Origin of the sequence: Massilia sp. TWP1-3-3 (genome assembly GCF_049897805.1) — a bacterium.
GTDB lineage: Bacteria > Pseudomonadota > Gammaproteobacteria > Burkholderiales > Burkholderiaceae_D > Telluria_A.
Genome location: NZ_JAFCWX010000010.1, coordinates 208927 through 232384, shown reverse-complemented (window position 1 = coordinate 232384; position 23458 = coordinate 208927). Strand labels below are relative to the sequence as shown.

Annotated in this window: 21 protein-coding genes and 4 tRNA genes; 8 read left to right on the top strand and 17 right to left on the bottom strand. The window is 61.9% G+C overall.

All coding sequences use genetic code 11. From position 1 onward, the window contains the following. Positions 1-73 precede the first annotated feature (73 nt). The 9 genes from ACP7D4_RS12935 to ACP7D4_RS12895 all read right to left on the bottom strand — a co-directional run bounded on the left by ACP7D4_RS12935 (position 74) and on the right by ACP7D4_RS12895 (position 6940). On the bottom strand, positions 74-256 hold the full coding sequence (locus ACP7D4_RS12935) for a hypothetical protein (RefSeq protein WP_426209434.1): 183 nt from the start codon (positions 254-256) through the stop codon (positions 74-76). Positions 257-951: 695 nt separating this feature from the next. Continuing rightward, the gene (locus ACP7D4_RS12930) at positions 952-2181 is read right to left on the bottom strand and encodes a hypothetical protein (RefSeq protein WP_426209433.1); all 1230 of its coding nucleotides are present in this window, start codon (positions 2179-2181) and stop codon (positions 952-954) included. Positions 2182-2320: 139 nt separating this feature from the next. Then, complete coding sequence (locus tag ACP7D4_RS12925) at positions 2321-2683, bottom strand: hypothetical protein (protein ID WP_426209432.1); 363 nt, start codon at positions 2681-2683, stop codon at positions 2321-2323. 280 nt (positions 2684-2963) lie between these two features. Next, positions 2964-3305 carry a hypothetical protein gene (locus tag ACP7D4_RS12920; RefSeq protein ID WP_426107708.1) on the bottom strand — a complete coding sequence of 114 codons (342 nt, stop codon included), beginning with the start codon at positions 3303-3305 and terminating at the stop codon, positions 2964-2966. Positions 3306-3446: 141 nt separating this feature from the next. After that, positions 3447-4250 carry a hypothetical protein gene (locus ACP7D4_RS12915; protein ID WP_426209431.1) on the bottom strand — a complete coding sequence of 268 codons (804 nt, stop codon included), beginning with the start codon at positions 4248-4250 and terminating at the stop codon, positions 3447-3449. A 30-nt stretch (positions 4251-4280) separates the two neighbouring features. Then, complete coding sequence (locus ACP7D4_RS12910; protein ID WP_426209430.1) at positions 4281-4916, bottom strand: hypothetical protein; 636 nt, start codon at positions 4914-4916, stop codon at positions 4281-4283. After that, positions 4916-6100 carry an exo-alpha-sialidase gene (locus ACP7D4_RS12905; RefSeq protein WP_426209429.1) on the bottom strand — a complete coding sequence of 395 codons (1185 nt, stop codon included), beginning with the start codon at positions 6098-6100 and terminating at the stop codon, positions 4916-4918. The genes ACP7D4_RS12910 and ACP7D4_RS12905 overlap by 1 nt, the downstream gene beginning before the upstream one ends. 172 nt (positions 6101-6272) lie before the next feature. Then, on the bottom strand, positions 6273-6554 hold the full coding sequence (locus ACP7D4_RS12900; RefSeq protein WP_426209428.1) for a helix-turn-helix domain-containing protein: 282 nt from the start codon (positions 6552-6554) through the stop codon (positions 6273-6275). A 200-nt stretch (positions 6555-6754) separates the two neighbouring features. After that, positions 6755-6940, bottom strand: coding sequence for a hypothetical protein (locus tag ACP7D4_RS12895; RefSeq protein ID WP_426209427.1), 186 nt, complete (start codon positions 6938-6940; stop codon positions 6755-6757). Between the two features lie 477 nt (positions 6941-7417). Here ACP7D4_RS12895 and ACP7D4_RS12890 point away from each other — a divergent pair. From ACP7D4_RS12890 to ACP7D4_RS12870, 5 genes are all read left to right on the top strand, one after another. After that, positions 7418-7493, top strand: a tRNA-His gene (locus tag ACP7D4_RS12890). A 32-nt stretch (positions 7494-7525) separates the two neighbouring features. Beyond that, a tRNA-Arg gene (locus ACP7D4_RS12885) sits at positions 7526-7601 on the top strand. Positions 7602-7610: 9 nt separating this feature from the next. Continuing rightward, positions 7611-7685, top strand: a tRNA-Phe gene (locus tag ACP7D4_RS12880). Positions 7686-7738: 53 nt separating this feature from the next. After that, positions 7739-7815 (top strand) — tRNA-Cys (locus ACP7D4_RS12875). A 140-nt stretch (positions 7816-7955) separates the two neighbouring features. Beyond that, the gene (locus ACP7D4_RS12870; protein WP_426107714.1) at positions 7956-8522 is read left to right on the top strand and encodes an HNH endonuclease; all 567 of its coding nucleotides are present in this window, start codon (positions 7956-7958) and stop codon (positions 8520-8522) included. A 15-nt stretch (positions 8523-8537) separates the two neighbouring features. Here ACP7D4_RS12870 and ACP7D4_RS12865 read toward each other — a convergent pair whose 3' ends face one another. Next, on the bottom strand, positions 8538-11063 hold the full coding sequence (locus ACP7D4_RS12865; protein ID WP_426209426.1) for a diguanylate cyclase domain-containing protein: 2526 nt from the start codon (positions 11061-11063) through the stop codon (positions 8538-8540). Between the two features lie 185 nt (positions 11064-11248). On the opposite strand from ACP7D4_RS12865, the gene ACP7D4_RS12860 reads away from it, so the two are divergent. Continuing rightward, positions 11249-12007 (top strand): OBAP family protein, encoded by a 759-nt coding sequence (locus ACP7D4_RS12860; protein ID WP_426209425.1) that lies wholly within the window; start codon positions 11249-11251, stop codon positions 12005-12007. A gap of 106 nt (positions 12008-12113) precedes the next feature. On the opposite strand, the gene ACP7D4_RS12855 is transcribed toward ACP7D4_RS12860, so the two are convergent. The 7 genes from ACP7D4_RS12855 to ACP7D4_RS12825 are packed head-to-tail and all read right to left on the bottom strand — an operon-like array spanning position 12114 to position 19782. Beyond that, the gene (locus ACP7D4_RS12855; protein WP_426209423.1) at positions 12114-13235 is read right to left on the bottom strand and encodes a glycosyltransferase family 9 protein; all 1122 of its coding nucleotides are present in this window, start codon (positions 13233-13235) and stop codon (positions 12114-12116) included. Further along, positions 13232-13804, bottom strand: coding sequence for a D-glycero-alpha-D-manno-heptose-1,7-bisphosphate 7-phosphatase (locus ACP7D4_RS12850; RefSeq protein ID WP_426107718.1), 573 nt, complete (start codon positions 13802-13804; stop codon positions 13232-13234). Before ACP7D4_RS12850 ends, ACP7D4_RS12855 begins: the two co-directional genes overlap by 4 nt. Further along, positions 13801-14652: an SDR family oxidoreductase gene (locus ACP7D4_RS12845; RefSeq protein WP_426209422.1), complete on the bottom strand. Its 852-nt coding sequence runs from the start codon at positions 14650-14652 to the stop codon at positions 13801-13803. Before ACP7D4_RS12845 ends, ACP7D4_RS12850 begins: the two co-directional genes overlap by 4 nt. Positions 14653-14664: 12 nt before the next feature. After that, positions 14665-15972 carry a glycosyltransferase gene (locus ACP7D4_RS12840; protein ID WP_426107720.1) on the bottom strand — a complete coding sequence of 436 codons (1308 nt, stop codon included), beginning with the start codon at positions 15970-15972 and terminating at the stop codon, positions 14665-14667. A gap of 50 nt (positions 15973-16022) precedes the next feature. Continuing rightward, entirely contained in the window at positions 16023-16997 is a 975-nt protein-coding gene (locus ACP7D4_RS12835; RefSeq protein WP_426209421.1) for a glycosyltransferase family 4 protein, read from the bottom strand. Positions 16998-17006: 9 nt separating this feature from the next. Continuing rightward, positions 17007-18011, bottom strand: coding sequence for a glycosyltransferase family 2 protein (locus ACP7D4_RS12830; protein ID WP_426209419.1), 1005 nt, complete (start codon positions 18009-18011; stop codon positions 17007-17009). A gap of 10 nt (positions 18012-18021) precedes the next feature. Continuing rightward, positions 18022-19782 (bottom strand): ABCB family ABC transporter ATP-binding protein/permease, encoded by a 1761-nt coding sequence (locus ACP7D4_RS12825; protein WP_426209418.1) that lies wholly within the window; start codon positions 19780-19782, stop codon positions 18022-18024. 293 nt (positions 19783-20075) lie between these two features. Between ACP7D4_RS12825 and ACP7D4_RS12820 the strand changes: the two genes are divergently transcribed. Further along, a complete protein-coding gene (locus ACP7D4_RS12820; RefSeq protein ID WP_426107724.1) occupies positions 20076-21566 on the top strand; it encodes a trypsin-like serine peptidase in 1491 nt (496 codons plus the stop codon). 381 nt (positions 21567-21947) lie between these two features. Continuing rightward, a complete protein-coding gene (locus tag ACP7D4_RS12815) occupies positions 21948-23417 on the top strand; it encodes a trypsin-like serine peptidase (RefSeq protein WP_426209416.1) in 1470 nt (489 codons plus the stop codon). Positions 23418-23458: the final 41 nt, after the last annotated feature.

Below are 23458 nucleotides of genomic sequence, written 5' to 3'. Positions count from 1 at the left end.
CCATGGTGATCACCTTTTTTTCTCCTGCCCAAAATGTGGGCAGGAGCAGTAGAACACCTGGGTCAATTTTCGATCAGCATACCCCCTGTAGGTGGGTCAATTTTCGGTCAGCGTCAACACGGTGGTATCCAAAACCGCTGACGCTAATAACTTTGTCGCTCACCTCGATCGCGCCCACTCCGGCCGGTTGCGCGAAGGCGTCGGTTGCGAAAGACAGGGCAGCGACGCCTGCAAGCACGAAGAGTTCTAATTTCATGATTTTGCTCCGATATATATTAAAAACTAAACTTTAGCATATTGGCAATACATCTGTAAAACGCAGCTGACCGCACCCACATTTCCCTGATACCCGGCCCTCGACGCCAACAACGCGTCGTGCGACCTCGTGTTTGATTGGCGGATCCAGCTTTCATCGCGTTCGCACCACGGTTCCAGCGTGGAGATGCAGGTACTTGGCAGCGCATCCTTGCGCACCAGCGCCGATGCCAGAATTGCGTCGTCCGGTAGTGCCGTGTCGGGCGCAAGGCAGCCCAAGTGCGCGCGCCAACTCGCGCACTTGGGCGATCTTCTTGCGCCCATGATTTTCGACGAGGCGATCTCCCGGTCTGAATCACCCTGACGTATGCGCGGCCGGGTGAGGCGGCATTGATACATCTCGAACCTCCGTTTTGCCACGGCTTTTCCAGGCGAGATGCCAGGGAGTCTAGCCGTTCAATGAAAGTTCGAGCCTCTGAAACGGTGGCGAAGTGGCGCCTTCACGCCGAAAACGAAATGGCTCCTTAACGGCGAAAATTCACAACAAAGGTCGCTACGCCATGCTGTTGCCAACGCTGCTCGACTGACTGCGCGCCTACCTTGTGGAGCACTGTCCGCGCCGAAGGCAAGATCCTGAATGGGGATGGTAGATAAAAACCCTGCAGCGCGATGGGGCACAGAACTCTGCACCGTTGTTTAGTTAGTCAACTGCCTGCTCAACATCCTATCGACGAATTGCCCGCCACTGGTGCTCGCCGCGATCAGCGATCGCACATCCGCTTTAATCGCACTTTCATCCACGCCCGCCGCCCCGGCCGCCGTCATCACGGCAGCATACGCGTCCAGCACGTCGATCCCAGTAATTTCGTATCCCCATCCATTGGCGATGCCCCGCAGTGCCGTCATGCCGGCCGCCAGCGCAAACTCCGGCAGTTCCACTGCATAGTCCTTGGCCGCGCGTATGAGCGTGCGCGGATCGGAAGGGCTACGATTCGCTAACTCGATGGCCAAGTGGAAGACGCCAGCATCCTTGGCAGCGGCAAACCACTTCCCCTCTTGGCCGGGCTGGCTCGCGACCAGGTCACGCAAAATGGTTTCCTTTGGCATGTTGGGATACTTCTTCACAATAGCCTTGAATGTCGCCAGATTGGTCGTCGCATAAGTTGCCTTAACCGCATAGCGCGCATAGGCCTCGTCCACAAAGCCAGTGTCCAGCAGAACACCCTCGCAGAACGCTGAAATTGCCGTCAGCGGCGCGTTTAACCCTTTCGTGTCCTGTGCGTACTGTATCGCCTCAACGTGTTTCCCGGCTGTGGCCAGGGCCTTGGCGCCCCACACCCTGTTGTGCCACGACTTGTACCGGTACTCGGATTTCGCTATCAACGCCAGCAGTTCATCATGGCTACCGGCCGCGTAAAGCGCGCTCAGACAAGCCGACGTCCCCTTGAAGTATCCATACTCGCCGCTGCTGGCGCAATGGTCCCACATCGTTTTTAACGTCGGCGACAGGTAATCAGCCCACTTGGACGCAATTTCCGGCGTTGCGCACAGGTCGCCCCAGAATTCCCCGAGGTACTCGAGGTATGGCATATCGTCTTCCTGGAGCGCGTCCCATAAACGCTCCAGCCACTTCTCTCGCACGGCCCGGGCGACACCGGCCTTCGCGATGATTGGGACGAGGGTCTCGATGGCCCGATTGACGGCGCTTCCAATACTGCCTGAGCTGCTGTCCACCTGCGCGATAGCCGGCGCCAGCTTTTCCAGGAAGAGCACGGCCCCCTCGGCGGCCAGGACCGGCTCCTTCTTCGCGATGCCCTTAATTTCAACGAGCGCTTCTTTTATGCGCTGGATGGGTACGGTCGACTTCCAGCCGAAGGCGCCGCGACGGAAGCGCGGCGCGAACTCAAATTTGTATGCTGTAGCCATTTTTCGAAATTTTCCCTGTAAGGCCTCTTGTCGACGGCCATCGCGGGCCGGTTTGTCGCCGCCTAGCATTCTCGCATGGTTCGCAAGGCAGGCTCTTCATCATATAAACGATTTATCTGAAATTTCCGCTTTCGCCGACTCACTTCGAAGCAGTCAGCAGCTCCACGATGTCCGTGACCACCTTCTCCAGGCTCTTGTTGCCGAGCGACGTCGTCGGATATTCTGGGCGGCCAGGTCCTTTTGCGCTGTTATAGAGCTCAATGATAGCCAGTTTCGTCCACCGTTTTTTGAATGTCAGCGGCGAGAAGGCCATGTGCTCTGGATACAGGGAAAACGCCTCCGCAGTCGCGTCGATGACCTCTCGCGGCGCCGTGTCTGCGAACGTGACTGTCGCAAGCTGCCTTTCGCACGCTACCCACGATTTGGCGCCAATGAGGCCAGTGCCGGTGTCAACGATGATTGGGAAGTGGGGTTTTCGAAATAGGAAGTTTATCGCGCTCATGGGCGGGCTTTTAGCGGCAGTTGTAGAAGATTGGAGGCGAGGGCAGTCGCATCAGTTTCCGGGATTTTCGTCGGCCTGTAGTGACAATGGCCATCTCATCATTTCCAGAGATGCCATAAAGACCTACAGTTTGACTTCGCATTTTTTCATGGCGCCGACGCGGGGAGGTGTCGCCGCGCAGTGTAAGCCGTCGCCCGGGGCATCGAGGCGCCATCTCGGTTAGTAAAGGCTGGTCGGCCGCTTGTTCGTCGGGAGGAACCCTTCGGCGGTTCAAGGTCCCTTACTGTGGCACGACCTTGTCCACCTTCGCTAAGACCATCAATATATCGACGCCGCTCCCACTCGCGCCTGGGTATCTGAAGTCGATGACGCGATAGTTTCCAACTTTCTTGCCACTGACGCTGACCGAAAATTCCTCCTTCGCATCCTGCGGCAGTGTCCCGGAACGGTATAGTTCAAGCGCCAGCATCGCCGGAAACCACAGACGAAGTTCGTGCCCGTCAGTCGTGAAACGTATCCGAGTTTTAGGGTACAAAAGGCTGCTGACAGTGCCTTTTTGGTACGGCTCCATCAGCATCCGAACTTCGTGCAGCATCGTTCCGTTTATGGCAATTCCCTGCATCGTGTTTTCTCAGTCATGAAGTTGGGCCAACGATTTCACAGCAAACGCATGGCTGTTGCTGCTGCGGCCCTGTAGACGGATGGTCGGCGCCGGCCGCCACAGTCGGCACCCCCGCCAGTGCGCTCACCGCCCTGCAAAACTTTACACAGCACCCATCCGGCTAACCGAGGTCAGCATCCACGCCATCAGCACCAGGAAGGCCATCACCATAATGAACAGCACCGTTACCTTGCGCGCGTCGACCTCGTGCTCGATCAGTGCCGGGCTGTCGTAGTTCGATCCAATCACATAGGCGGCAAACGCCGTCGACAGGTAGTGCGTGGCGCCAAACAGTTCGCCCAGCTCACCCTTGCGCGGATGGTCGATCAGCACGTTCGACAAGATAACCAGCAAAATGTACGCAAACGACGCTGTCAGCGGCGGCAAGTACAGGCCGAGCGACTCCACAAAGCGGCGGATCCCAGGGCGCGAGCGGGCCAGCAGCGGCAGCACCACGTTGTGAACCAGGCCGATCAGGACAATCAACTTGAGCAAGATGGTCTTATGGATACTGCCCTTCCCCAGCGCCAGGTTATGCAGATTCATTTCGGCCTGGCGGTTGTTTACCGCAAAAAAATCCGGGCTCGGCACGTTCAGCACGCGCTGGAACCAGCTAATTTCCTCCATCGCCGCCAGCGCAACAACCAGGCTGATGCCGGCAATGCCGAGCACGGCCAGCGTGCTGCGTGGCAAGCGCGTTGCGCGGTCGATGGCGACGTAGGCGAGCATGGCGGCAATCACCGTAAAGCACAGGAACTGCATCCACTCAACAATGCCATCTTCATGCAGCAGCGTGAACATGCGCGTTTCGTTGCCGGACCAGGCCACCGCCAAGGCGAGGGCGCAGATATTGATGGCGATGGCCGCCACGATGACGGGATGGATAGACCACTTGTTCGTTGTCACAGACCTTACTCCTTGTTGTTCGTAAATGTGTTAAAGCGGTGTCGACCGTGCAGCCGCAGCCACCGGAAATACGCGCCGCGTCCCCTGACGGGCCAGCGACACCAGCGCCCATCCCCACAGCAGCGGATCGATCAAGGCATCCCAGATATTGCCAGTTGGCAGGCGCAGGATCGAAAAGCCCATCATCGCCACCAGCAAGGCAAAAGCGGGGGGCATCAGCTTGCCGCGAGCCAAGGCAACGGCGCTGCCAACGGCAAGCAGCAGCCCAAGCATTGGCGCGGTGTTGGGCCCAAAGCCCCAGTAAAAAAAGCCGATGGAAATCAAGCCAAAAGCGTCGAGGTACAGCACGATGCCGCTTGCCGCAATCAGCATAGCCAGCTTGTCCGGCATGACGCGGCTGCCCGGTTTGCCGTTCAGGTACAGCGTGGCAACGCACAAGCCAACCAGCATCGCGCTTGGCCATTGAAAGGCCAGCCCCAGCCAGTAAGCGGGTGAGGCGGCGCCGGGCATGGCTTGCAACGCCACCATGACGAGCGTTAGCAACGCGACAGCGCGGCTTGATAACGCAAACCGGCGCGGCCACAGGGCCACAAAGAGCGCGGCCAGGACAATGCCCCAAGCCAGGCGAGCGTAAATAAACTGCAGTCCGAGGTCGGGCAGGTGCATTACTGTGAACTTTCGTAACTGATGCGATAGACCTGGTGCCCGATCGCCTGGCGCCGCGAAGTATAAGTGATGTGCAGTTCGTCGCCGATTTGTTGCAAGGCCGGATAGGAAAACTCTTCGTCGTTGTTGCCTTGCACAACGTCGAGCACCTGCTTCCAGGAGGCGGCGTCGTTCGAATGCGACAGGCGCAGGACGTTGCGGGCCGAATCGCCCGGCCGCACGTGGTTATTGAGCATCAGCATGCCCCCGTGCGTGAGCCGGTAAGCGGCGACCGAGCTGCTGTGGTTCCCCATCTCAAGCGGCGGCTGGTCTGCCCAGCTGGCGCCGGCGTCGTGGCTGATGGCGTGCTGCACCTTGTGCTCGTTGCCGGCGTCGCGCATCCAGGCGTGCGCTTCAGTGCCCGACGTGGCCACCAGCGCCGGTTGCAAGGTGGTGGTGCGGGTTCCGATGCGGGTCAGCCAGCGTGGGTCTCCCTTGTCGTCGAACGCCATCAATATCGGGTATTTGATGCCAAGTTCGAAGTACGCGGGCAGCCACCAGCCGCCGTCGACCAGCGCAACCGGCGTGGTACGGATCAGGACGCTGGTATTGAACATGGGCGACATCGGCAGTACGCGCAGCACGCCAAAGTTGTCGCCCTGGTCGGTCGAGACCAGGTGCACGATGCGCGAGGCGGCCCAGCCACCTAGGCCCGTAGTGGTAACGTACAAGTGGACCTTGCCGTTGCGGTCGGTCCAGGCGACCGGGTTGCCGATGCGGCGAATGCCAAAGCCCAGGGCCTGGCCCAGCGACTCCCGGGTTGCCACTTCGCGCGTGGCGCTCCAGACACCTTTTTCAAGGCGCGACGAGTAGACCTTCACGTCCGGTCCGCTTTCGCGGCTGCCAGCCCACCAGAAAGCCATCAAGGCGCCGCCGGGCAAGGCGGCCAGGGTGCTGGCGTGCGCCGACGGCACGCCGGCCGGCATCGGAATCAGGTCGTCGGCCAGTTTGGTCAGCCTGACGTCGCCCTTGGCCGCGGTTTCGATGCGGGCCGGCGACCTCGCTTCACTGCGGTCGCTTGACCAGCGCCGCAGCTCGGCCAGGGCTGCCGCCGCGACGGCCACGCACAGCGCCAGCACGACCAGGCGCGATGCTGCTCGCTGGCGCTGCTTGTCGGTGTCCGGTCTGCTACTCTTGTTCAACATGGTCGTGTTCCTGTAAAGCGCGCGGCGCCATGTTGCGGTAGGGCAGGCGGGGTGAGAAATGGGGGATCGAGCGGGGCAAAGTCTTGGCCGGGATGGGAACTAATTGCGAAGACGAAATGGTACTGCATCGCAGAAACAAATGCGACAAACTTCATGCAGCCGGACAAGGGTTTTAGGCGGGCTCGGCCGAGACGTCCTTGAACAAGGACGAGACTGGACAGCCGAACAGCGTGGCCAATCCTTCGAGCAAGTCGATGCTCAAGGATTTGGTGCTGTTGTTGACAACGCGGGTCAGCTGCGAATGGGAAATATCCACGCCCATTGCGTTCAGCCGCCTCCACAGCTCTGTCACAAAGCGAATGTCGTGTTCAGCCATCAGCACCTGGACGCGCAGGACAGCTTTTCGTTGGGGCGCGAGTGTTCGCTTGGGGGCAGGGGCGTGTGTGTTGGTCATGGGTTTGTCGTACCTCACTACGACAGGCGCCATCATACTGCCGAACGTACTATTTTGTTTGCACCGGTCGCAAATATTGCTACCTGAAGCGTTTTATTTGCATATTATGCAAACTATTTTCAATATTTGCTTGCCTTTCGTTTTTTGGCGTGTGAGAATGCATTCACTCGCCCAGCAATGGGCCTACACCAACACTATATTCAGGACGCAAAGTGAAAACAACGGCACAACAACAGATGACAACCGAGCGCAATGCGCCCGGTCTGGCGCTGCTTGCGACTGTGCAGTTCGCTTCGCTTCAGCAGACCGATGCCGCCGGCGCATGCCGGGTGCAGCCAGACTTTTCCCATCGCCATGACCCCAAGCAGGCCGGTTTCCGAGGCCATTGCGCTTGGCACACACACCACATCCGAGGGGACAACCCCTAGCCGGGAGAACGAACTTCTCACCGGCTGACCGCAAGGTCAAGCTCCAGGGCTCGGATGTTCCGCAAGGACACCGAGCCCTTTTTGTTTTTCGCACTTTTTCGCACAGCTTGCAGGCAAGCCCTTTCAGTTTGAGGCCGTCGCCCGGACAACCCGGATCCGATGCATGTTCTTTGACAATTTGGACAGGTTTTTTTTGGTTCCGCCTGCATCGGTAGCGCACCCTCACGTGCGCTGCCAATGCGGAGGGGACCGGGGCAGGAACGATGTTCCCGCCCCATTCCACAAGCGCTTTCAAGGGGCGCATGGCCCTGCCAGGGCCAGATTGCGCCCGAGAGTGCTTGTGCAATGTTGTTCAGTTGTGGATTAGCTCAGATGGTATGACTTTGACTCAAGTTGTCGCAGGTTCGAATCCTGCATCCACTGCCCGTTTCCATGTTGACGTTAGCTCAGTTGGTAGAGTTCTGGATTGTGATTCCAAGGGTCACTGGTTCGATCCCCGTACGTCAACCCACTTATACGCTCGCTTCGGCCAGCATTGTTTTCCCCACCGTAGCTCAAGTGGAAGAGCGCTGGTCTACGAAGCCAGAGGCTGCAGATTCGAATTCTGCCGGTGGGACCAGTTTTCATCGTGGGGATAACTTAACAGGCAAAGTGCCGGTCTGAAAAGCCGGAAATGCTGGTTCGATTCCAGCTCCCCGCACCACCTCGCACTTTCAATACCCTCCCGGTGCCGCGCTCGCGGCAACGTCCTTTCATGTGAGCTTGCCCGAGAGGTCCAAGGGCGCGGCCTGCAAAGCCGTCGTGCGCCGGTTCGAATCCGGCAGCTCACTCCATCTATTTTTCGCCCCGGCTCTGTCATATGTGGCGTTTTCGTCCAAAACCTGTCCTTTTCCTTCCCTCATTTCAACCCGGACACGGCTGAACGTCCGCGCACGCCCGTTTTCAACTAATATTGTAGTAGAGGTGATCTTTTATGACTCCGCAGATTCTCGCACTCGACATTGCCGGCAATCCATTCGACTGGATTACGGCGCAGGAAGCGATCCATTATTATGCGACCCATAAGGTTGCGTGGGAACTTGGCGAGCGCGAATTCCTGTTTCGCGGGGGCGTCTCGAATGCGGGCGTGCTCTCGACGCTCACGGTCAAGCCCATCATCGCCATCTCCGGCAGCGAACGCATGACGCGCATGCTGCGCCAGGAATTGCCGCTGGGCGACGACAACAACTTGCTGTTCGCGCGCGACCGCCACACCTGTGCCTTCTGCGGCAACGTCTTTGCACGCCAGCATCTGTCGCGCGATCACATCCTGGCCCGCACCCACGGCGGCAAGGATAGCTGGATGAATTGCGTGACGGCCTGCAAGGCGTGCAACCAGGCTAAAGGGTCCAAGTTCGTGCATGATTTCCGGCCATTGCTGTACGTGCCCTACGCGCCGTGCCGCTTCGAACACTTCATTCTCAGCGGCAGGAACGTGCTGGTCGATCAACACGACTACCTGTCGGCCAAACTGCCCAAGCACTCGCGCCTGCTCGCGTAGCAGCCTGTCGGACTGCTAGTTGCTCCAGCGGTTCTTGCCGCTGAATTTCGCCCGGTACATCGCATCGTCGGCCTTGCGTAACAGCTCTTCCACATTGGCGCCCGCGCCGGCGTGGATGGCAATGCCAATGCTGGTGGTGACGCTGACGCTGCCGTCGGCCAGGTCGAATGGGTGACGCATGGCGCCGATGATCTTGTCGGCCACGGCGCGCGTGTCGGTTTGCGGGTCGCTCAGTTCTTCGAGGATGATGGTAAATTCGTCGCCCGCCAGGCGCGCCACCGTGTCCGACTTGCGAACGGCCAGGCTAAGGCGTTCGCCGAATTTACGCAGCAGCTCGTCGCCGCTGTGGTGTCCGAGCGTATCGTTGATTTTCTTGAAGCCATCGAGGTCCAGGAACAGGACCGCCAGCGCCCGGTTGGCGCGGTTGGCGCGCAGCGTGGCGCCGGCCAGCCGGTCCATGAACAGGGCCCGGTTCGGTAAGCCCGTCAACGCGTCGTACTGCGCCAGGTGGATCAGTTTCGCTTCGACCTGTTTGCGTTCGGTAATGTCGCGCACGATGCCCACAAACGCGCGTCGCGAATCGTACTGGATTTCGTTGACAGTGAGTTCCAGCGTGAAACGCGTGCCATCCTTGCGCAAACCCGGCAGTTCAACATTGGGAGTGCCGATCACTTTTGCCTTGCCCGTCGACAGGTAGTTGCGCATGCCGTTGTGGTGCGCCTGGCGCATTTCGGGCGGCATCAACAGCTGCATCGACTTGCCGATCACTTCTGCCGGCGCGTAGCCGAAAATGCTGGCGGCAGCCTGGTTGAACGATTCGATCATGCCTTGCTCGTTCATGGTCACGATGCCTTCGCCCACGCTGCCCACCAGGGCGTTCATTTCCAGCTGCTTGTCCCGGGCCTGGCGTTCAGAACGGATCAGGCGCGCAACAAGCGGGCGAATCTGCATGCGCATCAGCAGGGCGCCGCCGAGCAATAACAGCAGCAGCACGGGGATTACCAGCTTGAGCTGGGTGCGCACCACGCTGTACAGTTCAATGGAATCCTGCTTGACGACCAAGCCCAGGTTGTCCGACAGCGGCGCATACGCGGCCATCACATTGTTGCCCTTGTAGTCCAGCATGGCCAGCAAGCCTTCCTTGCCATCTACGGCCAGGCTCATCGGTAGCGGCAGGCGCGCAATATTGACGCGCTTGATCGTGTACGTGGCTTTTTGGCGGCCCGAGGGCAGGCATACCAGCGTGGCCACACGCCCGGCGCAGATGACGATTTCGCCAGTCTCGCCCAGCCCGCGCAAGTCGAACAGTTGCGTTTGCAAGATAGGCAGGCGCTGGCGCAGATCCAGCCTGGCATAGGCCTTGCCATCGGCAAGCAAGGCGATGCTGGTGTCGAGCATGATCTCCTGGTCCCAGACCAGCGCCGCTGTTTGGCGGGCGTGCCCGGGCAGTGCGAGTGCGCCGGCGCCAGGCGGCGGGACGGTTGCGCCGGCGGCGTACAGCAGTTTGCCTTGCACCGACCATAGCGCGGCGCCCAAAAAACGTGCGCGCACCAAATCGTCCATCTCAGCCATGAGCAAGGTTTTGTCGGCTTCGCTGGCGTTGCCGCCGGCAACCACGGCCGCATGCGCCGTCAATTCGCGGTCGCCCCCAGCATGCTCGGCGGCTGTGCGGGCCTGGGTGACCACGGTATAGATGACCCTGCGCTGGCCGTCCAGCCTGGACTGCAGCTTATCGCGCAGGGAACCTTCCAGTAAGGTTTGCTGGAAGACGAAGCCGGTCATGCCAGCCGTAAACGTGCTGACGCACAGAATTGCCGCGCTCATGAAGCCGATGCGGTCATCCAGCCCGAAATAGCGGGTGCCCTCGCCGCGTTGTAGATGGTGCCAGCTTGACCACATTGCCACCGCCAGCGCCAACATGGCGGCGGCGGTGTGCAGCGCCATGCGCGCCGAACGGGCCCAACCAAAAAGCTGCTCGGGCGCGAGCGTATAGCCCACCAGCCCGGTCAGGCCGATCGTGGCCACGCAAAAGATCAGGATCTGGAACAGGCGCTCCTGCGCCTTGCTCGCGATGCGCGTCATCAGGATCAGGCAGGCACCGGACAGGATAAAGCCGACGGCCGTATTGGGCGCCATGCGGCCCGGACGGATATTGCCGTCGAGCAGCCAATCCTGCAGGAGTGTCCAGTCGATGCCCAGATTGCGATCGAAAACGTGTTCAAAGAGGATCAGCGCGCCCAGGATGGACAGCGCGGCGCCGGTCATGTTGCGCAAGTCCGGCATCGGGCGCCGCAGCAGCGCCGGCAGCAGGATGGCGATGCCGGCCAGCGTAAAACACAAGGCGGTATTGACGACCATCGCCACCATGCCGTTGCCAAACTCGACCAGGACGCGCAGGTGCAGCAGCCAGCCGCTTAAAACAAGCAGGCCGAGCAGTGTGATGGCGCCGCTCAGCAGAATGGGCAACAGATGCAGCTGCGGCAAGGCCGGCGGCTCCAGGCCCGGTTTAAGGCCAACAACGGGCTTTTCTCGCTTCAACAAGCAGTCTCCTTTCGCGGTGTGTCATCACCATAACCGGAATTGAACGCTGGCATCAACAAAAATGCATCAGGAAGCCTGCGACCGGTGTCAGGGTGTTGCGCCAGGCTTTGCAACGTGATTGATCACGCAACTTGCGCGTCATGGACGGGTCATATCCATTCACGTCAACGCGAAGGGCACGTCAAATGGTCAATTCAACAACCGCCGCTCTGGCGCTGCTTGCCAGCATCGCTTGCGGCGCCTGTCTGGCGCAGACGGCGCCGGTGCCGGGCGAGCCGAAGTCGGCCAAGACAATCGCGCTCGAGGCTGGCGCCAAAGTGCTGCAGTCGGCCGCGCCGCTGCGGCCTTTCAACCTGTACATGGTCGGCTTTCACCCGATGAAAGAGCATCCCGAGCACCAGATGGAAGCGCATCACTATTGTCACCAGATGAACGAAGATTTCGCCCAGTGCACGCTCTTTGACAGCAACGGCGGCAACGCGCGCCTGAACGGCATTGAATACATCATTTCCGAAAAATTGTTCGCCACCTTGCCCCCGCAAGAGAAAGCGTTTTGGCACCCGCACAATGCCGAAATCCTGTCGGGTCAGCTGGTCGCGCCGGGTATTCCCGCGCCGGCCGAACGCGCGCTGATGCGTTCCAAAATAAACAGTTACGGGAAAACCTGGCACGTGTGGAACACCGGTCACGAAGGCGGCGCGTCTGATCAGTTGCCGCTCGGTCCGGCCATGCTGGCCTGGTCGTTCAACCGGGACGGCGAAGCCTTGCCGACCCTGGTCGAGCGGCGCGACCGCCGGCTGGGCATCAACAGCGCCGAGCTGCGCAAGCAGCGAGCCGAGCTGCAAAAGCTGGCCAGGCCACAGTCCGGGGTGGATGATTTGAAGGGCAAGTTCGCCAGACCCACCAGGGAGCTGCCGGGGGTGGTGGCCCAGCCGGCGCCTTAGCGCCTTGGCCAATTAGCCCCTTGGCCCCTCTGCCCCTCGGCACCCTGGCGTGCTAAACGTGCTAAACGTGCTAAACGTGCTAAACGTGCTAAACGTGCTAAACGTGCTAGGCGCCGCGCGCCGGCCACGGCAACCGGTCGCTTGTAGACTGGCGGCCGGGTGCCTGGTCCATCAGGCTGCAAACGGCGTGCACCACGCGCATTGGTTCCAGCTTGGACAAGCAGTCGTTGTGGCCTTCCGGGCACAAGCTCTTGTAGCAAAAGCGGCATGGCACATCGTGAAACAGCAGGCGGTGCGCCACTTGCCATGGCGTGTGCTGGGGATTGGTCAGCGCGTACAGGTCCACCAGCGGGGTGCCCAGCGCCGCCGCAATGTGGGCCGGGCCGGTATTGTTGCAGATCATCACCGTGGCCAGTTGAATGGCCGCGCCCAGTTGGCCCAGGTCCAGTTGCCCGGCCAGCGACAGCACGCGCGCGCCGGTGGCGTCGCAAATGGCGTCCAGCAAGCCCGTTTCACTCGCTTCCCCGGTCAGCACGATGCTGCCGCGGCGGCGCGCGGCCAGGCCGGAAATGACTTGCGCCCACAGGCGCGCGGGATAGCGACGCGAGGGGGCGCTGGCGCCCGGGTGCATCAGGATGAATTTGTCTTGCGCGCCGATACCGTGCGTGGCCAGCAGGCGCCGTACCTTGGTCAGCGCCGGGTCCGGCACCCGGAACGACAGGCCGGTACTCGCGCTTTGCCAGCCGATGCCAGCTACCAGGTCGAGCTGGCGTTGGACTTCGTGCCTGATCAGCTTGTCCGGCTCGGCTTCCGCCACCCAGTCCGACAACATCAGGTACGGATTTTCGCGGCAATGCGCCAGGCGCAGCGGAATGCCGGCCATGTGGCACAGCAGCGCAGCCGGCAACGGGCTCTGGCTGTAGGACGTGAAGATGACGGCGGCGTCGAACTGGCGCGCGGCAATGCGCGAGAGCATGTCGGCGTCGAGCGCCGCACCGCGGGCGCGCTCGCTTTTCATCCACGGCGCGGCGTATGCCAGCACGCCATCCAGTTCGGGAATGTAACGCGCGGCGGCCGCGCCGCTCTCGGAGGTGAGCAACGTGACCACGCGCCGCGGACCATCGCCCTTGATGGCGCGCATCGCTGGCGTACACATCAGCACGTCGCCGAGCGAATCGAGACGCACGCACAGCACATTGCGCGCGTGCTGCCATTCGGCGCGGCTCATAGCCTGGCTCCCTCTTCGCCGGCAATGATCACGGCGGCCGCGTAAATGTCGGCGACCACGCGCGTGGGCAGGCGGTGGTTGCCCAGCCGCCATTCGGTTTCATTGCCGCTGTCAATCAGCATCGTGCGGCAGCCGGCGCGGTTGCCCGCTTCCACGTCGTTGAGGATGTCGCCCACCATCCACGACGCGCGCAGGTCAATGTCGTGCTCGCGCGCCGCCTGCACCAGCATGCCCGGCATCGGCTTGCGGCACAGGCAGTTGAGCGCGTACACGCCCACCTTGCCTTCCGGATGGTGCGGGCAGAAATAAAAGCCGTCCAGGCTCAGCTGTTCGCGAAACAGCAGATCGTTCAGGCGGTGGCGCACCCCGTGCAGCGCACTTTCGTCGAAATGCCCGTGCGCCAGCCCATCCTGGTTGCTGACCACGAAGAAGCGGTAGTCCAGTTTGGACAGCAGGCGCAGTGCCGCGCCGGCGCCGTTGCACAGCGATACGCGCAGTGGGTCGACATTGTAGGGAATGTTGTCCACCAGCGTGCCATCCTTGTCCAGGAAAATTGCCTTGATGCTCATGGCCAGGACGACTCGCGCATGGGCAATACGGTCAGTTCGGCAACCACGCTGCCGGCCGGCATCAGCAACACAGCGCGGATCGCCTCGGCCACATTGACGGGGTCTTGCAGGCAACCGGCGTCGATGTCGGGGAAGCGGTCGAGCAGGAAAGGCGTGCGCATGCCGCCGGCGATCACGGCGGTGACCTTGATGTTGTGCGGGCGCAGTTCGGCGTGCAGCGCGTGCGACAGGCCCAGCAAGCCCCACTTGCTGGCGTGGTAGGCGCTGGCGTTGGGCCAGGCGCGCTTGGCCGCGGTGGAAGCGACGTTGACGATGTGGCCACCCCCGGCGCTGCGCATGTGGGCGGCGGCGTGCTTGGCCAGCAGGAAGGGGCCGTTCAGGTTTGTATTGATGACGCGTAGCCATTGTTCGGCGGTGAGCTCGTCGATCGGCAAGGTCTTGTCCGTGCCGGCATTGTTGATCAGAACGTCGAGCCGGCCGAAGTTGTCGAGCGCGCTGGCGATGGCTTGCTCGGCGCTGTGCGGGTCGGCCACGTCCAGTCCGATCGGCAAGGCGCGCGCGCCCATGTCGCGCAGGCGAGCTGCCACCTGCGCCGCCTTGGCCTGGTTGATGTCGGCGACCACGATGTCGGCGCCGCACAAGGCCAGCACGTCGGCCAGCGCGGCGCCCAGGCCGCTGGCCGCGCCGGTGATGAAGACCGTGCGCCCGGCGAGCGCATCGACGTCGGACTGCTGGTATGGATGGGGCTGGCGGTGCTGGTGGCTTTGGTGGCTTTGGTTGCTTTGGTTGCTTTGGTTGCTTTGGTTGCTTGAATTGTTTTGGTGTTCGTGATTTTGCTCTGCTGACATGCTTGGCTCCTGCTATTGCGACAGTTGGGAAGGAAACACGGCGTCGCTAACGGCCGTTTCGTAAATGGCGGCAGCCTGTTGGGCCACGGAACGCCAGGTGTAGTGCTGGAAGGCGCGCCGCATGCCCTCGTCGCCCATGTTGGCGGCGAGCTCGGGATTGGCGTGCAGCAGCGCGAGCTTGTCGGCCACCGCCTGCGGGTCGCGCGCCGGTACCAGAAAGCCGGTCTTGCCGTTGATGATGGTGCTCTTGATGCCACCCACTTCGGCGCCGATCACGGGGCGCGCGCACGCCATCGCTTCGACCGGGGTGATGCCGAACGGTTCATACCAGGGTGTGGTGACGAAAACGTCTGCCGCGCTGTAGAAGTAGCGCAGTTCGGCGCGGTTTTTCCGGCCTGCGAACTGGACTACGTCGCTCACGCCGTGGGCACGTGCCAGCGCGCGCAAGCGGGCCAGTTCGGGTGTGTCGCGCGCGCCGTTGGGCTCAGCTTCCCCGCCCACCACCACCAGCATCGCGTCCACGCCGTGGCACTGGCGCAGCGCGGCCACGCTTTCGATGACGGTGTCGATGCCTTTGCGCGGCACCATGCGACCGAGCTGAAGCACGACGAACTTGCTCAGTGGAAGGCTCAATTTCTGGCGCGCCAAACGCAGGGGAACCGGCCACAGTTCCTGAGGGTCGAAGCCGCAAGGGACGATGTCGATGCGCTCACTAGGCGCGCCGTAAAGCTGCTCCATATCCAGCCGGTCTTGCGCGCACTCGGCAATGATGCGGTCAGCGTCATGCATCAAGCGCTGTTCGATGTGCAGGCGCACCGGAGGAAAGGCATCGGCCGCGCCCTGGGCCAGGCGGCGCACCTGCCCCAGCGCGTGGAAAGTAATGACGAACGGAATGCCCAGTGCGTGCTTGAGGTGCTGGGCAACCATGCCCGACATAAAAAAATTGGCATGCACCACGTCGTACATGGCGCTTTGGCGCCGCGCAAAGCGCGCCACGAAGCGTGCAAAGGCATCCATGTAAGGCAGTAAGTGTTCCTTGGGAATGTGATGCGCGGGTCCGGCGGGCACGTGCACCACGCGAATGTTTTCGCGCCACTGGACGACCTGCTTGTGCAGCATGGAATCGCGCCGCGTAAAGATGTCCACCAGGTAGCCGAGCTGGGCGAGTTCGCGCGCCAGGTGGGCGACATACACGTTCTGGCCGCCGCTGTCGATGCCGCCCGGGGGCGCCAGCGGCGATGCATGGTCGCTCAGGATCGCAACGCGCCGAACCGCGGTGCTGCTGGCGCACCTGGCCACATGCTTTTCATCGAATAACATGGTCATTCCTTGTGAGGTTCTTGACAGTGTGCTGGTGGCGGGCAAAGAGGCTATCCAGAACCGGGCCGGCGCGCCGCCCTGATGCCGGTGACGTCGCGCAATGCGCGGTCCCAGTCGGCGGAAAAGCGGGCGATACCAAAGCGTTCAAGCGCGCGCCGCCGGGCTTGCGCGCCAAGCCGGCGCGCCAGCAGCGGTTCGCGCAGCAGCGCTTGCATGTGCGTGACCAGCGTGGCCGGATTGGTGTCGATGAACCCGGACTGGCCGTTCTCGATGACGGTCGCCATTTCCGTGGTGGCCAGGGCCACGACTGGCATGCCGACCATCATCGCTTCGATCACGGCCAGCCCGAGGCTGGTGTAGCGGATCGGGTTGAACATAAAGCGGTAGCGGGCCGCGAACGCCGGCAGCTGCGCGTGCGCGACTTCGCCAAGGCCGTCGAGTTCTTCGGCGGCCATGCCGACCAGGTCGAGCGGCACTTGCGCGCGCGCTCCCTGGAAGATGTCACCACCCAGCCGGCGCCCGCGCCGGGCAAGGTGGTTGATGACGACCAGCCCGCGGGCGAGTTCGCCACTGTAGGCGACGTGCTCGGGCACCAGCACGCCGTGCTCGATGACGCGCGTGGGCGTACGTGCGCTGTCGTACATCAGCGCGTTAAAGTGCGACACGTGCACCAGCAGCACGTTGGGGTCATCAACCAGATGCGGCATGTCGGTCGGATGCGCGCGCGGCGGGTCGTGCTCGATGTAGATGCGGGGCAGGGCGCGCTGCTGCGCGCTTAAAAATTCGTACTGGTCTTTCTCGTACTGCTGGTCGTCCTGGAACACGATGCAGTCGAACTGCTCGTGGCGCGCCCTGTCGGCTGGCATGTCGTGGACATTGGCGCCCCATGGCATTTGACCGCTGCGCCCTGCGTAGCCGGGCGGCCGGTCCGGCTTGGAGAGCACATAGAACGCGTGCGGCGCCTGCGTGAGGTAGTACAGGTAGCTGCCGTGGGTGTGCCAGGTCAGGATTTTGAGGGGGCGCATGCTGGTTCCTCAGGCGAAACGAACGCGAAAGCGGACGGCGCCGGCCATGCGCCAGAATACGGCCAGCGGGGGAATCAGCGCCGACGTGAGCACCATTTCGGCCACGTGCGAAACCCGGCGCGAGGTGCCGCGCAGGCGGCGCGCGCATAGCCGGCCCGTCATGGCGAGCCAAGCGGCGCCGGCCGCCGCAGCCAGGACGCTTGCATGCGCGGCCGGCGCGCCCAGCGCAAGCGCCAGCAGCGCTACGATCGCGTAGTAATCCCAGCGCGGCGTGGCGCGGATTTTTTCGCGGTAGCGTTGCGGATGCTTTTTGTAGAGCAGGGCGTCAAAGGCGATCTTGCGCATCTGCAGCAGGCTGACACCCCACGGCGCGGGTCGCACCGGGTGGATCACGATGGAGCGCGGCGCGCGCACGATGGTCGCGCTCATGTCGAGCAGGCGGAAGTACAGGTCGCTGTCCTCGCGCCACGGGCGGCGAAAGCGTTCGTCGAACCCGCCCAGCGCAAAGAGCACCGACTTGCGCAAAAAGCAGCTGGCCACGATGAATTCGGACTGCTCGTGCAGGCTTGTGTTGCGTTCATAGTCGGTGGGATGCGCGGGCAACGGAATGTCGATCTGGCCGCAGACGGCGTCGGTGCAATCGTCAATCACGGCCAGCCCTTGCGCCAGCCACGATGGCATGGCAATGGCGTCGTCATCGGTGAAGGCGACAATGGGGCGTGCCAGGCGCCAGCCCACGTTGCGCGCCGCCGCCGGGCCGCGCGCGCCATGCTTGGGCACGTAGCGTAGGTGCAGGCCGCGCGTAGCGGCGCACGCGCTCCACATGGCTGCCAGTTGGCGCGTGTGGTAGTCGGGAGCGTCGTCGACGATGATGATTTCGTACTCGCAAGGCAACAGCGTTTGATCGAGTAAGGCGTTGATGCAGCGGCCGAGCAGGTGCACCCGATTGCGCGTGGGCACAACCACCGACACGAGAACTGCCGGCGTACCCGACGCTGCCAAAGTTGCCGTCATTAATGCCTCCCTATGATGATGGGCGATGCAAGGTTTCCGCATCGCGCTGTTGAAGCAGCCACAAGTGCGCATACAGGCCGCCTCGGCGCAACAGTTCCTTGTGGCTGCCTTGCTCGGCAATGCGGCCACGGTCCATGACGATGATCTCGTGCGCGCGCACAATGGTCGACAGACGATGCGCGATGATGAGAGTAGTTCGATTGCGCGACAGGCGGTCCAGTTCCTGCTCGATGGCGTGCTCTGAATCTGAATCAAGTGCGGAGGTTGCCTCATCGAAAATAAGGATGACCGGACTCTTCAAAATGGCGCGGGCGATGGCGATGCGCTGCTTTTCGCCGCCCGACAGTTTCACGCCGCGCTCGCCGACGGCCGTGTCGTACTGGTCGGGCAGGGCCGCGATCAATTCATGGATATGCGCAGCCTTGCTGGCGGCCACGATCTGCTCGAACGTGCTGCCGACGCGTCCGTAGGCAATGTTGTAGCCGATGGTGTCGTTAAACAAGGCAGTTTCCTGCGGCACCACGCCGATCGCCTCGCGCACGCTGCCGGGGCTGAGCTGGGCGATATCCTGGCCGTCGATCAGGATGCGCCCGCCCGTAGGCGCATACAGGCGCAGCAGCAAACGCGCCAGCGTCGACTTGCCCGACCCGCTGCGCCCGACCACGGCCACCGTGCGCCCGGGCGCAATGCGCAAGCTCACGTCGCGCAGGATGGGGCGCGCCGGATCATAGTGAAAGCTGACGTGCTCGAACACGACGTCGCCGCCGCCCGCTTGCAGGCGCGGCAGCGACGGCGAGTCCGGCAGGTCGGGCTGTTCGCGCAGCAATTGAAACAGGCGTTCGGCATTGACCCAGGCGTCGCGCGCCTCGCGGTAGACAAAGCCGAGCGCATTGAGCGGCAAACACACTTGCAATGCGTAGGCATTGACCAGCACCAGGTCACCCACGCTCATGCCGCCGCGCCATACTTCGTCGCCGGCCAGCAGCATGATGGCCGCCACGCCGGCGCCGATCACCAGGCTCTGGCCCACGTGCAGCGTGAACAGCGCGCGCTGGTTGCCCATGCCGGCCTCCGTCCAGCCTTGCATCAAGGTACGAAAGCGCGCCGTTTCCAGCGCCTCATTGGCGAAAAACTTGATCGTGTCGTAGTTGATCAAGCTGTCGGCGAGCTGGCTCTTGGCGCCCGAGTCGAGCTTGTTGACGCGCCGCTGGTAGAGCACGCGGCGCGCCGTAAACAGCAGCGTAAAAACGGTGTAGGCAACGAACATCAGCACGATGATCGCCGCATACCACGCGCTGTAGCGGGTGAGCATGATGGCCAGCACGAGGCCGATTTCAATCAGCGTGGGGACAATCGTGAACAGGCCCACGCCGAGCAGGAAGGCAATGCCGCTGGTGCCGCGGTCGATGTCAGGCAGCAAGCCGCCGATCTGGCGCTTGGCGTGAAAGGCGGCGCCAAGCGCATGCAGGTGGGCGAACGTTTTTTCGGCGTAGGTGGCGACCGTGCGCAGCGTGACGCGGACAAAGAGCAGGTCGCGCAATTCGTTGAACAGCGTGCTGAGAAAACGCAGCAGCGCGTAGCCGGCCAGCAGATAAAGCGGCAAGCGCGACAGCTGGTCGGGGTGTGATAACGCGTCGATGATGCGCTTGAGAACCAGCGGGACGGCGACCGTGGCAACCTTGGCCGTGACCAGGCACAGCAGCGCAGCGAGGATACGCCAGCGATACATCGACAAGACGTGCCGGATGTCGGCCGCGATTTTTTTGTTCATGCAGGCTTGGACCGGACAGCGGCCGTGAAGCTCCCTGTTCTGGCGTACGTCAAACGAATCGCGTACGGCTGACGTTTATCGGTCGCGGCAGCAGCCGTGCGTTGCACGCCGGGTCAGCACCGCCCCTTGATCCCCTTGCATCTCGGCAGTTAGAGGAAAGGATTGCGAACGCACAAATGCACGCCGTGTTCGCCAATTACGATGGCTGGCCGTCAGCAGAAAATCAATGCAGACACCTTATTGCTGATGCGTAAAACCTTCCTTTATTAGCGATAGTTCATTGGAGATACAACATGAATGAAGCAGGCTATAACTTTCAATCTGACGACAATGCAATCAGTTCAGGCCCGCCCAACGGCAGCACGTATGCCGACGGAACGCAAAGTGCACAGCAACAACGTACCCAGCAATACAGTGCCCAGGGGAACGACTACACGGACGTGCCCAGTTCAAGCAGCTTTTTGCGTCCCCAAAACCTGACCAGGCCAGGGAACCTGTTGCCTCCCAAGGGCGGGCAATTTTTCTCTGAAGAAAGTGCAGGGGAAGCGGCGCTGGAAGTTTTTGCCGCTGAATCGGGCGCCGAGTCGGCCGAATTGAACGCGGAGATGGGCAACCCCGCCGCACAGGAAAGCGGCGCGGAAGGGGTACTGGAAGCGACTGCGGCGCAGTTGGAGGCAGCCAACGCCGAATCAGCTGCCGAGTCCGGGAGCGCGGAAGGCTTGTTCGACGTCATCAGCGGTATCGCCGGCAGCTTGTTCGAAACGGGCGAGGTGCGCGAAGCCGGCTCGGCGGTCGAAGGGCAGAGCGCGCCTTCGCACGAAGAGTTCTTTCCCTTGTTTGCTGCGCTGATTCCGACGCTGGTGTCGGCCATCGGCCCGACGGTGGCAAAAACGTTGGTGAAGTCGCTCTCGCCTCTGGCGCGCCAGGGTATCAAGCGCGCCGCCAGCGCCATCCTCCCAAAGGGCGGTCTCGGCAGAAAGCCGGCCAAAAACATGTTCAGCATGTTTGCCAAGCTGCTGGAGTCGGCAGCTGCACAGGAAGGCGGCGAGGCCACTGAAAGCGGGGCCGAGGTCGGCCCTGAAGTAACGTCGCTCTTGAGCGAGGCTGCTTCGACCATCGAAGTCATCATCGGCACGGATGACCGCAAGAAAATCTATAATCCTGGCGGCGATCCTTGGCGCCGCATCTGCCTGCTGCGCATCACCTTCCCCGACGGCCAAGTGTTTCGTGGGACGGGTTTTTTCATCGGCAGTCGGGCCCTCGTCACGGCCGGACACTGCGTGTACCTGCACGACCATGGAGGATGGGCCACCAAGATCGAGGTCAGCCCCGGCGCAAACGGCGCCGTACGGCCCTACGGCTCGGTCGTATCCACCACCTTCCGCTCGGTGAGTGGCTGGGTCAACAACAAAAAGCCCGAGTGCGACTATGCCTGCGTGGTGCTGCCGACGGGCGCCTTCAACGGGCGCAATCTGGGCAAGTTCGGCTTTGGCGTGTTCGATGGCCAGCAATTGCTGGCCAAGCCGGCGGTGCTGTCGGGCTATCCGGGCGACAAGCCTCTGGAAATGTGGGGCATGAGAAGGCGCATCAAAACGGTGACAAGCAAGACCCTGATCTACGATATCGATACGGTGGGGGGCCAAAGCGGCGCTCCCGTGTATATCAAGCTGAACGGACAGCGCTTTGTTGTCGGCATCCACAATTACGGTAATGCCGCCGGCAACTCCGCCACGCGCGTGACCCAGCCCGTGTATGAGCGCATGAAGCAGTGGAGCATGTTGTAATTTTCGTTGAACGTAGCTGAAATCCACCCGCTGCGGCGGGTGTTTTCCTGGGTGCCGTCGGGCACCTCCACGCCGTTCGCCCGGTGCGCGCGGCTCCTTCCGCGCCGCGCTCCCGCGCCACAGCCAAGCGCACCATGCCATCGCGCCAGGTGCGCCGTCCCTCACTAAAAAGCCCTTGCCAGCGGCGAACACTGTCATCCGCCCATCGCGCGAACCGCGTCGCACAGGGGAGGCTTGCCAGCAGTTCCGTATCGTGTTTGCGAACGCACAAACTTCGGTCGAAATACCCGCATAGGATGAACTTTCACTAGCCAACATCAATACCCAGGGTCGGCGTTAGTGCAGCAACTTCCTTCAAGCAAGTTCACAGGAGAAAAGACCATGAACGAATCTGGCTATACCTATCAAGCCGATGACGCTTCAAGCAATTCAAGCATTCTCAACGGAGACGGTCGCCTGCATGCGGCTCAGAATGCGCCACAGTTGAACCAACAAGGCGACGAGCTCGACGCAGCTGGCGCCGGTGCCGGCTTTCACATGCCGGCGCAAGGGCGCGTCCCGGCCAAGCGCGACGAAGGTGGTCCGTACGTCGCCGAAGAGGTGAGCGGCGAGGCGCTGGTTGAAATCACGGGGGTCGAGTCGAGCGCGGAATCGATCGAGCTCAACACCGAAGTTGCCAACCCCGGTGCAGACGGTGAAAGCGCGGGAGGCTACTTCGAAGCGACGCCTGAACAAATCGAGGCAGCGGGCACCGAGGAATCTGGCGAGGCGGGGCTGGAAGAAGGTCTGTTCGACGTGATCGGCACCAGCGCCCCGACCTCATTCGAAACGGGCGATGTGCATGAGGCAGGCTTTCTGCTCCATGGCCAGCAAGCAGGCTCCCAGCAGGAGTTCTTCGGGATCTTCAGCGCGTTGATTCCCACCTTCGTCACCAACATCGGTCCGGCCGTGGCAAAACGGATCATCCAGGCGCTTACGCCGCGCGCGCTGGCGGTCGTCAAGAGCGCGGCCGCCACGGTTTTAACCAAGCCGGGCGGCATGAAAATGCCTGGAAAAAACCTCTTTCCCCTCTTGGCCAAGGGGCTGCAAGCGGCGGCGGCGCGGGAATTGATGGAAGGTGTCGAAGCCGGCGTCGAATTGAACGAGGCGACGGAAGCGCTGGCGCTGGAGGCCGCCTATTCGATTGAATCCATTATCCAGAAAGATCAACGCAAGCAGATCAAGAATCCCGCCAGCGATCCATGGCGCCGCATCTGCCTGCTGCGTATCACCTACCCGAATGGCGAGACGGCGCGGGGCACGGGCTTTTTCATCGGCAACCGCACCTTGATGACGGCCGGGCATTGCGTCTACATGCGCGATCAGGGTGGTTGGGCCAGGAAAATCGAGGTCGTTCCAGGCGCCGACGGCAGCACATGTCCTTATGGCGTGGTGGTCTCCAGCAGCTTCCGCTCTGTCAAAGGATGGGTGAACGGTCAAAAACCGGAGTGCGACTACGCCTGTGTGGTGTTGCCGACCGGCTCATTTAATGGACACGATCTGGGTAAATTCGGCTTCGGCGTCTTCGATGGCCAGCAACTACTGGCCAATTTCGCGGTACTGGCAGGGTACCCCGAAGACAAACCGCTGGAAATGTGGGGCATGAAACGGCGGGTCAAGTCGGTCACGCCCAAAACCTTGATCTACGATATCGATACCTACGGCGGCCAAAGCGGCGCGCCCGTGTACATCAAGCGCAATGGCAGACGCTATGTGGTCGGCATCCACAATTACGGCAGCCTTGCCGGCAATAGCGCCACGCGCGTGACCGCGGCGGTGTTCGACCGGATGAAAAACTGGAGCGCCCTGTGACCGCCGGACGCTGATCCGGCCAAGCCAGGCGTCGATCCGCA

Coding starts and splice junctions, on each gene's coding strand:
- ACP7D4_RS12910 (WP_426209430.1), bottom strand. CDS start 4,916: ATGCACCTGCCCGACCTCGGACTGCAGTTTATTTACGCTCGCCTGGCT.
- ACP7D4_RS12835 (WP_426209421.1), bottom strand. CDS start 16,997: ATGCGCCCCCTCAAAATCCTGACCTGGCACACCCACGGCAGCTACCTG.
- ACP7D4_RS12860 (WP_426209425.1), top strand. CDS start 11,249: ATGGTCAATTCAACAACCGCCGCTCTGGCGCTGCTTGCCAGCATCGCT.
- ACP7D4_RS12900 (WP_426209428.1), bottom strand. CDS start 6,554: ATGACCAACACACACGCCCCTGCCCCCAAGCGAACACTCGCGCCCCAA.
- ACP7D4_RS12850 (WP_426107718.1), bottom strand. CDS start 13,804: ATGAGCATCAAGGCAATTTTCCTGGACAAGGATGGCACGCTGGTGGAC.
- ACP7D4_RS12825 (WP_426209418.1), bottom strand. CDS start 19,782: ATGAACAAAAAAATCGCGGCCGACATCCGGCACGTCTTGTCGATGTAT.
- ACP7D4_RS12820 (WP_426107724.1), top strand. CDS start 20,076: ATGAATGAAGCAGGCTATAACTTTCAATCTGACGACAATGCAATCAGT.
- ACP7D4_RS12920 (WP_426107708.1), bottom strand. CDS start 3,305: ATGCAGGGAATTGCCATAAACGGAACGATGCTGCACGAAGTTCGGATG.
- ACP7D4_RS12925 (WP_426209432.1), bottom strand. CDS start 2,683: ATGAGCGCGATAAACTTCCTATTTCGAAAACCCCACTTCCCAATCATC.
- ACP7D4_RS12815 (WP_426209416.1), top strand. CDS start 21,948: ATGAACGAATCTGGCTATACCTATCAAGCCGATGACGCTTCAAGCAAT.
- ACP7D4_RS12855 (WP_426209423.1), bottom strand. CDS start 13,235: ATGAGCCGCGCCGAATGGCAGCACGCGCGCAATGTGCTGTGCGTGCGT.
- ACP7D4_RS12830 (WP_426209419.1), bottom strand. CDS start 18,011: ATGACGGCAACTTTGGCAGCGTCGGGTACGCCGGCAGTTCTCGTGTCG.
- ACP7D4_RS12845 (WP_426209422.1), bottom strand. CDS start 14,652: ATGTCAGCAGAGCAAAATCACGAACACCAAAACAATTCAAGCAACCAA.
- ACP7D4_RS12935 (WP_426209434.1), bottom strand. CDS start 256: ATGAAATTAGAACTCTTCGTGCTTGCAGGCGTCGCTGCCCTGTCTTTC.
- ACP7D4_RS12930 (WP_426209433.1), bottom strand. CDS start 2,181: ATGGCTACAGCATACAAATTTGAGTTCGCGCCGCGCTTCCGTCGCGGC.
- ACP7D4_RS12870 (WP_426107714.1), top strand. CDS start 7,956: ATGACTCCGCAGATTCTCGCACTCGACATTGCCGGCAATCCATTCGAC.
- ACP7D4_RS12905 (WP_426209429.1), bottom strand. CDS start 6,100: ATGTTGAACAAGAGTAGCAGACCGGACACCGACAAGCAGCGCCAGCGA.
- ACP7D4_RS12840 (WP_426107720.1), bottom strand. CDS start 15,972: ATGTTATTCGATGAAAAGCATGTGGCCAGGTGCGCCAGCAGCACCGCG.
- ACP7D4_RS12895 (WP_426209427.1), bottom strand. CDS start 6,940: ATGGCCTCGGAAACCGGCCTGCTTGGGGTCATGGCGATGGGAAAAGTC.